Raw genomic sequence first — 14,665 nt, 5'->3', positions numbered from 1 at the left:
TTAGAGTGATCTCGCCGTACCCCAGGGCTGCCAGCAGGTCTTCTACACTGTGATAGTTACACCGCTCTGCCGTTGCCAGCATGGGAGCCGACTTGAGCAACGCTTCAAACCCATTTTTGCCCAGATCATGTACCGTACTCCTAGCTCCCAAACTGCGCGGTAAGGCATTCCACTGGCACCCGGTTCGCATCACGTAAAAGATGCCGTTGAGAGCACGTCGATCATCCATTCGAGGGCGTCCACCTTTTGGTTTAGGAGGCTCAGGAGGAATGGCAGGTTTGACCTGATCCCAAACTTCATCTGGCAGCAGAAAATCAGGGGCAATTTCTGTAAAGGACATGGCTCTCAATCGGCTGTAATGCTTCCTCTATAAGCCTCTCACAAAACTAGAGGTTTTCGGATAGACTCTTATGGCAAGATACCGGATTTCAGGGGTTTGCTCCCCTTGGGGTGACGATTCGGCAACCGAAGAAAAAGCCGCGCAACCAATCGCTGAGTGAGGCTGACAAACAACGGAATCGAGAGATTGCCCAAGAACGAGTTGAAATTGAGCATCAGATTAGTGGCATCAAACGTTGCAATATTTTGGTGCATCAGTTTCGCAATCGCACCCCCTATTTTGTCGATGATGTGATGGAAACAGCGTGTGGGTTGCACAACTTCCGACTCACTCATCGCCAACTCAAAGCTGCTTGAACTTGGAATTCCTCAAGGGATTGCTTCGTTTTAGAATGCTTCGCTATTTCCGGTAATGTCTACTGAAAGCCCTAACATGCCTTGTTCTCCAGGCAAAGCCTGGGAACGAGGTGGATGGATGCTGTGAAGGTGCGGTCACTCCTATGGTTCCGCTTATTTCAGTGCTATTGATTTAAAAATCGCTGTAGATAGGCAGAGGTTCTTCCCACGCCCATTTCTAGCCTTGATCAATCTCCGCTAGAATTCGGGTTGTCTCAGCACAGAGAATGGAGTGACAGGGACCGTTGCTGGCAAGCACCCCACCCCACTGACTCACATCCGCCTGGTTATATCTCAGGGGAGTACCATCAACGCGGGTGAACTGACCTCCCGCCTCTGTCAGTACCAGTTCGGGAGCCGCTAAATCCCAATCCTTTGGGGCTGACTTACCAGACAGGGAAAGGTATACATCAGCGGTATGTTCCAGAATGGCAGCAATCTTGCCACCCACACTACCCACCGATCGCTGATTCTGGATCGGGAATCGCTTCAACAACTGGTTAAACCGTTCATCCCGATGGCTGCGACTGGCAACAATGGTCAGGTCTTCCATCCGATCCCGTTGGGCAACCTGAATCTGTTGAGGAAATTCATAACGCTTTTCTGCAAAGGTGCCACCATTCAAGGTCGCAAAATAAAGCACGGCTGCCGCCGGACACACCACTACCGACAGCACCGGACGGTCTTTCTGCAACAGGGCTATGTGAATCGCATACTCTCCTGTACCTTTGATGTAGTCCCTGGTGCCATCCAGCGGGTCAATTACCCAGACAAAGGGTTGGGGAATTGGTTGACCAGTTGCTTCTGTCTTGTAAGTTTCTTCGCTGAGGTAGCCAAAGTCTCTGGTGCCGCAGGTCGCCTGCAAATTCTCCAGAATGTAGTGGTTCGCTGCCATATCCGCTGCCGTCACTGGACCCTCAGCTAAATTCTGCACATTCAGGTCTGCGGGTTTCATCTCCAGCAAAATGTCTGCTGCTCCCCAACCCACCGAAGCGGCGATCGCCACCAATTCCTTCAGTTCATCGGCTTTCAAGTTTGCCAAACTTCAGTCTCCTGTAAAATTGCGAGAGGCGTTAGGGATCAAGGGAATCAATTGCTAAGGATCTACCTTACAGCGACTTCCAAATAGATACACCATAACTTTCCATCAGAGATATCAGGTACCAGGATTGAGGAGTTTTACAGCGATTTTCCTTTGGTTAACCACACGATTCCCTCCTCCCCATTCCCCACTCCCTCCTCCCTTCTCCCCCTCTCCCCTCCCATGCCCTCCGACCCCAAACCCGGCACACTTTACCTGGTGGGTACCCCCATCGGCAACCTGGAAGATCTATCCTTCCGGGCAGTGCGAATTTTGCAGTCAGTAGACCTGATTGCCGCAGAAGATACGCGCCACACAGGAAAACTGCTGCATCACTTTCAAATTGGGACCCCCCAACTCAGCTACCACGACCACAATCGCCAGTCCCGCACATCAGAACTGCTGGAACGGCTACACCAGGGAAAAGCGATCGCCCTCGTCACCGATGCCGGGACACCGGGAATCTCTGATCCGGGTTATGAACTGACGAAAGCCTGCGCTGAAGTGGGCATCCCAGTCGTGCCGATTCCCGGACCCAGTGCCGCAATCGCTGCCCTGACAGCTTCGGGACTCCCCTGCGATCGCTTTGTTTTTGAAGGCTTTTTACCTGCCAAAGCCCAGGCACGACGTGCCTACCTGGAAACGCTGACAGCCGAACCCCGCACCCTGATTTTCTACGAAGCTCCCCATCGACTGCGAGCAACCCTACAGGATCTGCGGTTGCTGGGAGAAGATCGGCAGATCGTTCTGGCACGGGAATTAACAAAGCTTCATGAAGAGCTGTGGCGGGGTACTGTCGGGGATGCCGCTGAACTTTATGGCGATCGCGACCCCCAAGGCGAATTTACCCTCGTGCTGGCTGGAGCCACCCTAGCCCGCCCCACCCTGTCGGAAACAGCCCTTAAAGCAGAACTCCAGAGCTTACTGAAGCAGGGGCTTTCTCGCTCTGCTGCCAGTCGCCAACTTGCCCAAGAAACTGCCCTTCCCCGTCGCCAGATCTACCAGTTAGCCCTGTCGCTGCCTGAGGAATTTTAAGTCGCTGTCCGAAATGGGAGCGATTCAGCATGATGTTTTCAAGAGTAGGGAACCCTATAACTAAAGTTCCAAAAAAGACATCACACAAATGGGTAGACTAATTGGCTTTGTGCTGCTGCTGGCGGGTATGTACTTTGTGGGTCAAAACATCGTGTTTTCGACCTTTTACTCTCCTTTCTTTTGGCGTAATCTACCTGCAACGGGGTCCGTTCTCTGCATTATGGGCGGTGTGACATCCCTGATTGTCTTTCCCAGACAAACTGGCAACTGGGGCTGGGTTCTGCTAATTCTGGGAGTTGTACTGGTCTTCATGAGCGGTGGTGTGATGTTGAAACCCACCAGCCTGTGGAACTTTATGATTGCCTTTGCCGCCCTGATCAGTGGCTATCGACTAATAACCGAGGGACGACTGCGGTTTTAATGGGCGTTTGGTTTTGGGATTTATTAAGGCAATCTAAAAATTACTTATGTCCCCGCTTGACTCTATTCCCCGTCATCCCCTAGCTTCATTAGGCGTCGCTAGTTCCGAGGATGAGCTGATTCCGGGGATGACAAGGCTGCTGGATGCTTGAACCTTTGTTGCAATTCATCCTGTTTTTCAGTAACGTCCTTCATCACCCTTCACCATATTTCTTCATCTTTTCCCGTCCATCAGTACAATAATTGAACGTTCACTTGATGCCCTGGGTTCAGAATTGCGGTTGCCCTTAAGCAGCCACATCCTGAACCACCAGTGTCCCCCCGTCACTCAAACTACTACCCATGCGGGTGAGTGTGTTAAGTAGGGGGTGTAAGGCACACTCTTATCATGGGCGTTTAGAACGGACAGGATGACAACCTCATGGTGTTGGCTAAAAACATGGGATTGGCTGAGGAGATTGCAAATGAGTGGCGATCGCGGTTGGAGGCAGAACTGCCTGGACAGAATCGAGCTGCCCGCGAAAGCATTATTCGTTGGCTGATTGGGGAAGACGAGTCCCGGTTCGAGGATCTAACCCCCAGTCTGCGCCAGATTACCGAACAGGCGATGGACTACCGCTATCGCATTCTGCGTCAGCGATATCTAGATGTTCCCCCAGAACGGGCTTACAGACGGTTAATCCAGCGCTTGAGCAGCCTTTTCTTGATTCGTAACAAAATTCGTACCTGGATTGCGCTCTCCCGAGATCGCCAGCGTACTGTGGTTGATGTCCTGGAAGAAGTGATCCAGGAACTATTGCAAAACGATACCTACATGCAGCAGCAGATCCTCTGGATCTCGAAATCCACGAAAGACAATCGGTTACGCAATGCGCTGATGCTGGCAAGTACTGAGGAATACTGCCTGCGTCCAATTCGCAGTCAACCCTTACTTTCCTACCGATTTGTCAACTACCTGCGTCGTTCTCAACGGGGAGGTATGACCCAGGTGCCAGCAAAAGACTTTATTCGTCTGGTTTCAGAAGAGGTTGCTCCCGATGACTCCGATGGGTCAATTAGCCTGCTGGATACCCAGGCAGTTAGTCAGTACCAGGATGCCCAGGCAGCAGAAGAACAGCAGGAGCTAAGGAATGCGGTTAAGCGCCAATTTGAAGCTTACCTGACTGAGAAAGTCGGTCCAGTGGCGGCAGAATGGCTCAACCTTTATCTCCAGGGACGCTCCCAGGAGGCGATCGCTCAAAGGCTTGACCTGCCAATTAAACAGGTGTACCGGCTGCGGGAAAAAATTAACTACCACGCCGTTCGAGTCTTTGCCTCCAAAAACCAGCGAGAATTAGTAATTAGCTGGTTAGGTAATTCTGTTCAAGAAAAAGTTGAATAAAGAATAAATCCGGATGTTCCATTAAAACTTCATATCAAACTGGAGCATTCGGAATGGGCAATAATAACCTTAACCAACTACGCCCAAAGAATAATAGAAATGGGGAATAGCATTACCTCAAATGAAGATCTGGTCATGTAATCACCATTTCCTTTGAAATAAGCTAAATTTTATACATCATGGGTCAAGTAGGGGTGCCACATCCCAACGCTACAGAATAAATTCAAGAAACCCCTATGGTGTCCTTACCTGGCGATCAGGCTAACTTATCAACAAACCGGCAACTGGAGCCTATTGGTTCGGCAAACTCGAAATCAAGTTGGGCTACTTACTTTGATGCCGAGCAAATCTTTCGGCTAATTGACAGTATCCTGCCGTTTGAAGCCTGCCTTTACCATCAGATCCTTCCCCTGGGACTGGAGGGAAGTCGCCTTAAATTGGGCATGGTTAACCTGGAAGACACCGCAGCCCTGGACTATGTTCGGCGAATTCTAGCCTACATGAACTGCTCACTAGTTCCCCAGACCATCGCCTCTGATATTCACCATGCCGCGCTTTCAGCTTACCTGAACTATACCGGCAACCAAAAGAAACCCGTCAGTCCCCCCACTCATTCCTCATCCCAGTCGATTGCCAAACGAATTGAGCAAAAGCTTGCCCAGGAAGCCGCCAAAAGCAAAGCAGCCGCATCCAATTCAAAGCAGGACGAGGGCTTGCATCAGAATGTTCACGATCCTCACTCCCATCCCACCCTACTGGTAGACAGCCCAGAAGATCTAAATTTTCAGGATCTTGAGGTGACTGCCCCCCAGGTTTCCTTGTCGAGTAAGGTATCTGGCACGGTGATAGCAGGTGCAGTGGATTCAGGCGCGGTTGTTCCGAGTGTAGTCGATTCAGACAGTCAACCAGAACTGAACCACAACAGTCACAATGGTCAGCAAGGGACGTTCATCCTGAAAGCCGATCAACCGCCACCTGAAGAATCCCCTCCCGAAGCACCTTCTCCTGGGGAATCTTTACCCGTTTTAGAAATTAATGCCAGGCATCTTTCTGACCCAGCAGAGGTCTTGGTGACCCTATCGCCCCCTGAATTGCTTCAGGAATTATTGGGGCGCGTACTGGTTGGTGGAATTGGGCGGCTCTATTTAGAACGCCAACCAACCCATGCCCGTATTCTGTGGAGCCAGGATGGAGTTCTTCAATCAATTCTGGACGAACTACCTGTAGAAATTTTTCAGGGAGTAATTAATGAATTAAAAATGTTGACCCGGCTGCCCCTGCTTCCGGTTCAGAAGCCAAAACAGGTCGAAATTGAGCGGCTTTACCAGCGGCACCGCTTGCTATTGCGTTTTCGGGTCATGCCTGGCAACCACGGGGAAGAGGCAACCGTCCAGATCTTGCGGGGGGCGGCACTTAAATTTTACCAACAGCAACAGTTAGCCAACCTCAGTCGGGATGCGCTCAGTATTGCTCAAGACCTTCAGCGCAAGGTGAATGAGATCCGTGTTCGCACACGCTTCTACCCCATGCTGACGGCAGATCAGCTCAGTGTCCTACCTGCCCTTAACGAAGTATTGAAGAGTGTAGAGCAGCAGCTAGATGCCCTGAAGACGCTCCAACTGTCTGATATGCAGCAGGAAGAGAAATAGTCTTATTAATGACAGTTATTAGCCTGGCGATCATTGAGCGGGCATTTTTCCATGTTGTTGCACAGCGTGTGAAGCATCCCTGTCGTGTTTTCTACAGCGATTTTTAGATGGGGAAACCACACTTGGGTGAATGGGTGGATCATACCCACAGATTATTAATGCGATATGCGACTTTGCTGAAATGCCTGGAAGAACTGCCCTTACCCTAGCCCCCTCCCGATGGGCTACTGTGTATACACATCTAGGGAGTGAGCAAGTGACCAACCGCGAAAGAGTGCATCAAACTGCCGCAACCCCCTGAAGAGTGTCCCGATACCAAGAGGACGTTGACTTTGCAATCCCGACCATCCACCTAAACGGGCAATTAGCCAAGTTGCCCAGGCTAAAGTGCGTGGGGGATGAGGGTTCTGTTGTTTGGCAGTCCGACCATTGAGGGTTGGGGCAAGCTGAGTGAGACAGTCCTGCTGTGCTGGAGAGAAAACAACGGTTGCCGATTGGGTGTGTCACTTTTTTCCAGCCTCTTATCGCCGAATGCCGCTGTTTTGAGTTCTCGAGCATGGATCAAAATTGGGTTGTCCAGCATTTTGCGTCCCTCATCTGATTCATCTAATCTAAGGGCAATTTCTGTATACACGGTAGCCCAAGGGGCGAGGGAACCGGAACTCTAGCTTCCTTCTTTTTGGGGAGAAGGGTTGGGGATGAGGGAAATCATACCTTCATTCGGCAACACCGGCTACAGCTATACCTACGGATCAATAGGTTTGGTGAGTCGCCCCCAATCCTCAATTCCTGGGGGAGCACAGCAAGGGGATAACTTTCAGTTCCTCAATCACTTAACCTCCGACCTTTAACCTGTGCCAGGTCAGCATCATCGGGGACTGCGCCATTTGTGTAGTAGCCAGCGGCTTTTTTGGCTTCAATTTCAACTTTGGCATCTGCCGGAATTAAGTCCTCTGGAATCGGAACTCGTTCTACAATTTCAATCCCAGATTGGGTAATGGCGTTGTACTTCATGTTGCTCATGGAAATGAAGCGATCGATGCGGGTGATACCCAGCCAGTGCAATACATCGGGCATGAGTTCCTGGAAGCGCATGTCCTGCACTCCGGCAACGCATTCAGTCCGGGCGAAGTAGGCATCGGCGCGATCGCCCCCTTCCTGACGTTTACGAGCGTTATAAACCAGAAACTTGGTTACTTCGCCCAGGGCGCGTCCTTCCTTACGCAGGTAAACAATCACCCCAGCCCCGCCTTCCTGAGCGGTTTGGACACAGGCTTCTACTCCGTGTACCAGGTAAGGACGACAGGTGCAAATATCAGACCCAAACACATCAGATCCGTTGCACTCGTCATGGACTCTGACTGCCAGCGGTCGGTTGGGGTCAGTGATGGCAGCAACCTCCCCCACAATGTAGACCGTCATCCCGCCAATGGGAGGCAGAAACACATGGCAATCTGGACGGGTTACCAGTTCCGGGAACATGCCTCCTGTTTGTTCAAACAAGGCACGCCGCAGATTCGACTCACTGACACCGAGCCGTTTAGCAATTCCAGGCAAATACCAGACCGGCTCGATCGCTGCCTTCGTCACCACCAGATCGCCCCCCGGTTTCAAAATCTTGCCGTCAACCTGGATGCGTCCTTTCAACACCGCCTCCTGAAGCTCTGGCATATTAATGTGTGCTCTGGTAATGGCGATCGTTGGGCGAATATCGTAGCCTTCCTGATATAGGGAGGTATACACCTCACCCACCAATGCGCCGAAGGGATCAAGGGAAATAATTTTGTCTGGATCGAACCAGGCAGGGTGGGGACCAATATGCTCTGCGGGCGAAGTGTTGGTCAGATCGGCACGGTGGTCTGACTGGAGCTGACCGCTGGCAACCGCTAATGCTCGGTAAACCCCATAGGAGCCAGAGTGAGTACCAATGACGTTACGATGAGCCGCTGTGGTTAGTGTGCCGATCACAGGTCCACGTTTGAGCGGATCAGTATTTCCCCAGTGAAGCGGTAATGGTTTTTGCCCAAACCGGGCAGGGTGGGAGGTGAGAACGATGTGCTTTGGCTTAATCCCTTTTTCACTTGGCATAGATGCTGTCCCTGAAGGTTAACCGTCATCCGTAGAGCGGATCGCTTGACTAAACGCCGATACCCATAGAATCGACACCCTCTTTACATCCATGAAGGTCTTCAAAGGCTCTGCGGCAACCAGCGTGATCCGGGTAGAGTCTAGATTTTACCAGTAGGGCTTGCCTGCTTGGGTGTTCCAGGCGGCAGAAAGGGGAGGGGGGAAAGAGGGGAAGTTGAAAGTTGAGAGTTGAGAGTAGGGAGTGGGGAGTTGAGAATTCAGAATTGAGAGTTGAGAGTTAAGAGTTGAGTAAGTTGACTTCCCCCTCACCCCTCTCCTCTCACTCCTCACGTAAAAAGCAACCACACCCCTACCAGGGCTACCATGACTCCCAAAATTGCTCGGAGGCTGACTTTTTCGCCCAGGGCGATCGCGATCGGAATCACAAATAGGGGGCTGGTCGCACTGAGGGACTGGGCAATTCCGGCGGCGGCATACTTGAGCGAGATTTGTTGCAGCCAAATTGCCAGGAATGTGCTGGCAAAGGCAGTACCGATCAGAGTTGTCAGGAGTTTTCGGGAACGGAGGGGACGAAATTCTTTCCACGATCGCTGCTGAAGCACGATCCAGACCAGTAGTACCAGGACTCCTGCCAGCAGGCGCACCAGCGTACTCCAGAGTGGGTCGATAGCGGTTCCTGCTAAAGCTGCCCTGGAAAGGACTGCCCCGCTTGCCTGACACAGGGCTGCCAGGAGGCTGAACCCAATTCCCCGCAGAGGATGAAATTGAGGGTGGGTGTTTTCCTCAGCCCGCTCAAGTACTACCCAGATAACTCCGCTAACGGTAAGGGCAATTCCCAACCAGGCAGTGATGGGCAGTTGTTCTTGCAAAAAAACCAGTGCCAGTACTGCCGCCAGTGGTGGAGCCAGGGATTCAATCACGAGCGATCGCCGTGCCCCAATGCAGTTCAGCGATTCAAAGTAGGCAGTATCGCCAATGCCAATCCCAATCGCACCACTGAGACTGAGCAGGGCGATCGCCGTAGTCGGTACCGTGGGAAACAATTCACCCCGTAACAGCAGCGTCAAAAGAATCAGGGCGATCGCAACCAGTCCCTTTGCCAGGTTCAGCATCAGCGGCGACAAAGACCGTCCAACGCCGGTATAAACCACGGAAGCTCCTGCCCAGATCAGTGCGGCAGTCAGCGCAGCCAGTTCGCCACGAAAGTGATAGACGAAGGTCATAGATTTTCAAAGTGGGAGTCGCGGATTTTCAGCAACTCCAGCGTTTGCTGAGGACTGACTAAGCCATTGGCACAGAGAATGCCAGAGGCGGCGACAGCGGGAACCCCAATTCCGGGCATGGTGCTGTCCCCGACACAGAATAGACCGGGGATGGGGGTTTGAGTACTGGGAAAGGTGGCTTGACCAGCGACAATGGCAGGTCCGTAGGTGCCCTGATAGCGACGCAGGTAATGGGCATGGGTTAGAGGGGTGCCAATTAGTTCCAGCACAATGCGCTGCCGCAGATCGGGGATGACACGCTCCAGTGCTTGAAACAGGGGTTCTGCCCGCTGGCGTTTGCGTTCTGTGTAGTCCGGATCTCGCTGCCAGCCTGCATAAGGCTCCAGGGTGTAGGCATGGACGGCATGGTGCCCCGAAGGCGCAAGGTTGGCATCCCACACGGATGGGATTGAGATCATGCAGGTGTTTCCGGGAGCGGTAATATCCTGATTGGCATCGTGAAGGACAACATGGTGCCCAGTCAGGGTTTCCAGTCCATCGGCACGGATACCCAGGTGGAGATGCATAAAGCTGGCGATCGCGGGTGTTTCCAATACCTGGTCGCGGTAGGAAGCTGGCAGCATTTCTGGTTTCAGCAATTGCGTACAGGTATCCCACCTGGTTGCATTGGAAATGACGATGGGGGCGGTCAAAACTTCTCCTTGCCGCAGACGCACACCCCTTGCCTTCCCTGCTGTCACCAGAATCTCTTCCACATGGGCATTCAGGCGCAACTCACCACCCCAGCGTTGTAACCCCCGTACCAGGGCATCCACGATCGCTCCGCTGCCCCCAATCGGATAGTCCACAACGGAACGAGAACGTTCACCAAACATGAAGGCAACTTCAGGTGCTACGGTTCCATTTGCCTTCAGCCCTGACAACAGAAAACACTCCAGGTCAATCAACCGTCGCAACCAGGGATCTTGCAAGTCTTTCATCAAATCGGCGACCGATCCCTGAATCTTACCCAGTTGGGGCAGTAGTTTCAGCAGGGATGGCAGGTAGCGGCTGATCAGAATTGGAATCCCATTCAAGTCGGCTCTTAACGCCAGGGCAGGGATGCCCTCTAACGCCTCATACAGGTTCAGCAATCGCCGCTCCAATCGACCGAGTTCAATGGCTCCCTGAGGGGTAATTTGGGCAACGGCTTCCCGGTAGCGATGGGCGTTGCTGTAGACCGGAAAAGTCCCTTCTGGAAAATGATAGTGCCCCAGGGGATCGTAGGCGATCGCAGGCACCGCTTCTCCCAGCACATCCAGAATTTGGCGGAGGGGATTTAGCGATCGGGGGTCACTCAAACCGCAGTAGAAGGAAGGACCCGAATCGAAGTGAAACCCGCGTCGGGAAAAACTGTGGGCGGCTCCACCGGGTATGGCATGGCTTTCGCAAACGATCACCCGTTTGCCATAACGAGCCAGCAGCGACCCAGCAGACAAGCCACCAATTCCACTGCCTATAATAATTACGTCTGCATCTGGTATCTGGCTCTGCATCGTGAACCTCGATTAAAAAATCTGCATCCTCAAAAGGTGCCTGCTTTGGAATTATTTCAGCTTTGACCCAACTTCCTGAACAGTCTAAACTCTGGCGGTTAAGGTTTTCTCTGGAAGCCCTTGCCGCTTGAAATTTGGAAATCCCAAATTAACATGATGAAAGAGACCCAGAACGATTGCCTAACGGTAATCAAAACCACGTTAATCAAAAAACAAGGTTAAGTAATCCGGGCATCGGGTTGCGATCGCCCCATACTTAACGCGAGACCTAACTCGAAGGAGAAAACGAATGGCACAGGCGAAACACGGTGATACGGTAAAGGTGCATTACACCGGTAAGCTCGATGATGGCACCGTGTTTGATTCTTCCACCGACCGTGACCCCCTGGAATTTACGATCGGCGCAGGAAACATCATTCCCGGTTTTGAGAAAGCGGTTGTTGGCATGGCTCAAGGTGAGTCTAAGACTGAGATCATACCCACTGAGCAAGCCTATGGTCCTTACATAGAGGAAATGGTAGTGACCATCGATCGCCAGCAAATGCCTCCTGAGATCGAGCCTGAGGTTGGGCAGCAACTCCACATCCAGCAACCAGATGGGCAGCTACTTCCCGTAATGGTGACCAACATTTCCAATGGAAACGTGACGTTGGATGCCAACCATCCTCTGGCAGGCGAAAATCTGACCTTTGATATCAAGCTTGTGGATATTGACGGCTAGCGATGCGATGTGCGACTTTGCTGAAATGCCTGCTACAATTGCCCCCCACCCTTCTCCTTGGGGAGAAGGGTGGGGGGGTGAGGACAAATTAGTTGCACAGACGAATGGGTACCTGCCGCGCTGCCAGATAGGATTTAATTTGAGCCACGGTTAACTGCCCATAATGCAGCAAGGACGCAAGCAATGCCGCTTCTGCTTTGCCCTCAGTCAATGCTTCATGAATATGCTGGCAGTTGCCCGCACCGCCCGATGCAATGACTGGAATTTCCACCTGTTCAGCAATCGTGCGGGTTAATTCCAGGTCATACCCTGCCTGGGTTCCGTCGGCATCCATACTGGTAACTAAAAGTTCTCCTGCTCCCCGCTTTTCCACTTCCTGTGCCCAGGTGATCGCATCTAAGCCCGTGTTTTCCCGTCCCCCACGCACATACACATCCCATCCTGGATGGTTAGGATCCTGTCGGCGACGAGCATCAATGGCAACCACAATGCACTGATTCCCAAAGCGATCGCTGGCACGGTCAATCAAACTGGGATCTCTTACAGCAGAGGAGTTAATGCTGACTTTATCGGCACCGGCTCTTAACAGTTGTTTAATCATTTCTACGTTTTGGATGCCCCCGCCCACGGTAAGAGGAATAAAAACCTGTTCAGCCGTGCGGTAAACCACGTCAATAATGATGTCTCGGTCTTCATGGGTGGCGGTGATATCCAGAAATACTAGTTCATCTGCCCCAGCGTCGTTATAGACCTGAGCCAGTTCTACGGGGTCGCCCGCATCTTTGAGATCAACAAAATTAATACCTTTCACTACCCGTCCTGCCTTGACATCCAGACAGGGAAGAATTCGTTTTGCCAGCATTTTGGGAGGAATCAGTTGAACTTCTGGATTCTATATCAGATAGATGGAGGAATATAGCGTTTCCCAAGGGAATAGAGTGCAGCAGCTTGGGGAAAATCCCTATTTTCAGAGCAAGCTAAGCTTCCGCAGGGCATCTCTCGCAGCTTGCTTCTCGGCTTTCTTGGTGCTGCTATCCTTTCCACTACCGTACTCATTTCCAGCTACATAAACTACCGATGTAAACTCTGGGTTATTGTCGGTTCCACCGGAACGGATAGTCTTGTATTCAGGTGGTTTACGCTCAGGATTTTCAGCAAATCCATCACTTAAAACAACCTGCTGAAACCGACCTTTCACGTTATCTATACTGTGAGAAACTGAATTTTGGGTTTGGGTTATAGATAAATCATTAACAACCTTTTCAAAAAAAGGTTCAATAAAGTCACGTACTGCCTCAACCCCAGAATCCAGGTAATAAGCACCTATAACGGATTCAAAAACATTACTGAGTAGAGAAGGCTTGCGCCGACCTCCACTATTATCCTCACCTTTCCCAAGTCGCATCCATTTACCAAGCTCTAACTCGGCTGCAAACTTTGCTAGTTGAGGTTTATCAACTAGATCAGAACGCAAATTGGTCAGGCTACCCTCTCTTAAAGCTGGATTCCGTTTGTAAAGGTAGTCACCGCTTAGAAACGTCAGGAGTGCATCTCCGATGAATTCTAATTGTTCATTATCCTCGCCAGTATTTGGATTCTCGTATTTGTAGGATGTATGGGTTAGCGCTTGATTAAGAAGGTAAGCTTTTTGGAAGGGGATACGTTTCAGCAATTCATCTAATCTTTCACGAATACGGGCTTCTTCAGCAGGTAAAACAGAAATATAGTGCACTTCCTGTCGTGCTTGCTCTTGAGCAAGCGCCCGAAGAACCTCTTGTTTCTGCTTTTCTACATCCGATACCTGAAAAGCCGACATAGACCTGAGTAACCGCAGCACACTGTCTACGGCTCGGTAGGTGTCGTCAGTTGAAAAAGTAGACTGGTGTGCCCATTGATTGCGAATTTCGATTAACTCATTTACAAGGGCACGATCAGGCTGGCTTAAGCTTTGGCTAAAGGTTTTATCCCATTCTCCGTCTACTATTCTTAACAGAACGGATACATCTTCGCGGATAATCTTCTCTGCTGGCTGTTTTGCTTTCTGATACTCTCGCAGATTGGAAGCGGCTTTTTCCATCCAAGTGTGACCGTGTAAAGCCTGCATTTTCTGTTCGACATATGAATACAAGCCTTGGCGTAGAGAGTTTAACGCTTTGCCAATCCTTACCCGATTGTTGACTACCACTCGAAAAATCTCCAAATTTGTCTGTAAATAACTTCGCAGGCTAGAACTACTATTCCTGGGATATCGTGTGTTTCAGATGCAGGATGCCGTCCAACTCTGGACAGCGCTAGGATAGGGTCAGAGGTGGACGCTTTGCCTGCTTTTCCAGGCTGAATTTCTGATTGGAGATGGGTTATGAGACGGCTAATTTGGGGTGGTTTGGCAGTATTGTTGATGCAGGGAGCCAGCGCGATCGCGGTGAAGGCTCAGACTCCGGCGGATATCCTCCCCCCCAGCCGCCCGCAGGGAACCGGCAACTTGCTCACCTACCCACCCGGCACCCAAATCTATCGCAATGGTGGCATCCAAACTCCCAATGGGCAGGTAATTTATCCAACGGTCGCAGTGCCTAAAGGAGATGGGACTACCACCTACTACTATTCCAACGGAACCCGAATTGACCTGAACCAGCAGTCTGTAAACCCAAGCGGCACCTATCTCACACCGGGCAGAATGAATGGGGGGGTGCGAACCCACCAAAAGATTCGGGTTTATCAGCCCCCCACTTTTCCAAGCAATCCAGCCAATCCAAACTTCTGAAACAGGTTGAGGTCGGAACGGCAGCGTTTCGGG

General features: G+C 51.3%; 13 protein-coding genes and 2 pseudogenes. 7 read left to right on the top strand and 8 right to left on the bottom strand.

The window, feature by feature from the left end; translation table 11 throughout:
• Positions 1–340, bottom strand: a 340-nt coding sequence (locus AC1S52_RS34125) for a transposase (protein ID WP_482033507.1), incomplete at its 3' end; no start/stop codon positions are given.
• An 80-nt stretch (positions 341–420) separates the two neighbouring features.
• Here AC1S52_RS34125 and AC1S52_RS34120 point away from each other — a divergent pair.
• Positions 421–696: pseudogene (locus tag AC1S52_RS34120) on the top strand (transposase family protein); the annotation flags it as partial.
• A gap of 217 nt (positions 697–913) precedes the next feature.
• Here the strand turns inward: AC1S52_RS34120 and AC1S52_RS34115 are convergent.
• On the bottom strand, positions 914–1,777 hold the full coding sequence (locus tag AC1S52_RS34115; protein ID WP_482033506.1) for a 3'(2'),5'-bisphosphate nucleotidase CysQ family protein: 864 nt from the start codon (positions 1,775–1,777) through the stop codon (positions 914–916).
• A 222-nt stretch (positions 1,778–1,999) separates the two neighbouring features.
• On the opposite strand from AC1S52_RS34115, the gene rsmI reads away from it, so the two are divergent.
• From rsmI to AC1S52_RS34095, 4 genes are all read left to right on the top strand, one after another.
• Complete coding sequence (gene rsmI, locus AC1S52_RS34110) at positions 2,000–2,851, top strand: 16S rRNA (cytidine(1402)-2'-O)-methyltransferase (RefSeq protein ID WP_482033505.1); 852 nt, start codon at positions 2,000–2,002, stop codon at positions 2,849–2,851.
• Positions 2,852–2,939: 88 nt separating this feature from the next.
• Positions 2,940–3,272 (top strand): hypothetical protein, encoded by a 333-nt coding sequence (locus tag AC1S52_RS34105; RefSeq protein ID WP_482033504.1) that lies wholly within the window; start codon positions 2,940–2,942, stop codon positions 3,270–3,272.
• A gap of 420 nt (positions 3,273–3,692) precedes the next feature.
• A complete protein-coding gene (locus AC1S52_RS34100) occupies positions 3,693–4,652 on the top strand; it encodes a HetZ-related protein 2 (RefSeq protein WP_482033503.1) in 960 nt (319 codons plus the stop codon).
• A gap of 236 nt (positions 4,653–4,888) precedes the next feature.
• On the top strand, positions 4,889–6,301 hold the full coding sequence (locus AC1S52_RS34095; protein WP_482033502.1) for an ATPase, T2SS/T4P/T4SS family: 1,413 nt from the start codon (positions 4,889–4,891) through the stop codon (positions 6,299–6,301).
• Positions 6,302–6,525: 224 nt separating this feature from the next.
• On the opposite strand, the pseudogene AC1S52_RS34090 reads toward AC1S52_RS34095, so the two are convergent.
• The 4 genes and pseudogenes from AC1S52_RS34090 to AC1S52_RS34075 all read right to left on the bottom strand — a co-directional run.
• Positions 6,526–6,792 (bottom strand): annotated as a pseudogene (locus AC1S52_RS34090) (IS4-like element ISSysp3 family transposase); the annotation flags it as partial.
• 334 nt (positions 6,793–7,126) lie between these two features.
• Positions 7,127–8,389, bottom strand: a complete 1,263-nt coding sequence (locus AC1S52_RS34085; RefSeq protein ID WP_482033501.1) for a GTP cyclohydrolase II — start codon at positions 8,387–8,389, stop codon at positions 7,127–7,129.
• A gap of 326 nt (positions 8,390–8,715) precedes the next feature.
• Entirely contained in the window at positions 8,716–9,612 is an 897-nt protein-coding gene (locus tag AC1S52_RS34080) for a DMT family transporter (protein WP_482033500.1), read from the bottom strand.
• Positions 9,609–11,147, bottom strand: a complete 1,539-nt coding sequence (locus AC1S52_RS34075) for a phytoene desaturase family protein (protein ID WP_482033499.1) — start codon at positions 11,145–11,147, stop codon at positions 9,609–9,611. Before AC1S52_RS34075 ends, AC1S52_RS34080 begins: the two co-directional genes overlap by 4 nt.
• Before the next feature lie 289 nt (positions 11,148–11,436).
• Between AC1S52_RS34075 and AC1S52_RS34070 the strand changes: the two genes are divergently transcribed.
• The gene (locus AC1S52_RS34070; RefSeq protein WP_482033498.1) at positions 11,437–11,868 is read left to right on the top strand and encodes an FKBP-type peptidyl-prolyl cis-trans isomerase; all 432 of its coding nucleotides are present in this window, start codon (positions 11,437–11,439) and stop codon (positions 11,866–11,868) included.
• Positions 11,869–11,956: 88 nt separating this feature from the next.
• Here AC1S52_RS34070 and hisF read toward each other — a convergent pair whose 3' ends face one another.
• Together hisF and rnc are read right to left on the bottom strand one after the other, a co-directional pair.
• Positions 11,957–12,730, bottom strand: coding sequence for an imidazole glycerol phosphate synthase subunit HisF (gene hisF / locus AC1S52_RS34065; protein ID WP_482033497.1), 774 nt, complete (start codon positions 12,728–12,730; stop codon positions 11,957–11,959).
• A gap of 105 nt (positions 12,731–12,835) precedes the next feature.
• The gene (gene rnc / locus AC1S52_RS34060; protein WP_482033496.1) at positions 12,836–14,053 is read right to left on the bottom strand and encodes a ribonuclease III; all 1,218 of its coding nucleotides are present in this window, start codon (positions 14,051–14,053) and stop codon (positions 12,836–12,838) included.
• A gap of 174 nt (positions 14,054–14,227) precedes the next feature.
• On the opposite strand from rnc, the gene AC1S52_RS34055 reads away from it, so the two are divergent.
• Complete coding sequence (locus tag AC1S52_RS34055) at positions 14,228–14,632, top strand: hypothetical protein (RefSeq protein WP_482033495.1); 405 nt, start codon at positions 14,228–14,230, stop codon at positions 14,630–14,632.
• Positions 14,633–14,665 lie beyond the last annotated feature (33 nt).

It is taken from the genome of Kovacikia sp. CALU 1929 (genome assembly GCF_056784235.1).
This window is presented reverse-complemented; position numbering and strand designations above follow the sequence as displayed.

Coding starts and splice junctions, on each gene's coding strand:
- rsmI (WP_482033505.1), top strand. CDS start 2,000: ATGCCCTCCGACCCCAAACCCGGCACACTTTACCTGGTGGGTACCCCC.
- AC1S52_RS34105 (WP_482033504.1), top strand. CDS start 2,940: ATGGGTAGACTAATTGGCTTTGTGCTGCTGCTGGCGGGTATGTACTTT.
- AC1S52_RS34100 (WP_482033503.1), top strand. CDS start 3,693: ATGGTGTTGGCTAAAAACATGGGATTGGCTGAGGAGATTGCAAATGAG.
- AC1S52_RS34095 (WP_482033502.1), top strand. CDS start 4,889: ATGGTGTCCTTACCTGGCGATCAGGCTAACTTATCAACAAACCGGCAA.
- AC1S52_RS34085 (WP_482033501.1), bottom strand. CDS start 8,389: ATGCCAAGTGAAAAAGGGATTAAGCCAAAGCACATCGTTCTCACCTCC.
- AC1S52_RS34080 (WP_482033500.1), bottom strand. CDS start 9,612: ATGACCTTCGTCTATCACTTTCGTGGCGAACTGGCTGCGCTGACTGCC.
- AC1S52_RS34075 (WP_482033499.1), bottom strand. CDS start 11,147: ATGCAGAGCCAGATACCAGATGCAGACGTAATTATTATAGGCAGTGGA.
- AC1S52_RS34070 (WP_482033498.1), top strand. CDS start 11,437: ATGGCACAGGCGAAACACGGTGATACGGTAAAGGTGCATTACACCGGT.
- hisF (WP_482033497.1), bottom strand. CDS start 12,730: ATGCTGGCAAAACGAATTCTTCCCTGTCTGGATGTCAAGGCAGGACGG.
- AC1S52_RS34055 (WP_482033495.1), top strand. CDS start 14,228: ATGAGACGGCTAATTTGGGGTGGTTTGGCAGTATTGTTGATGCAGGGA.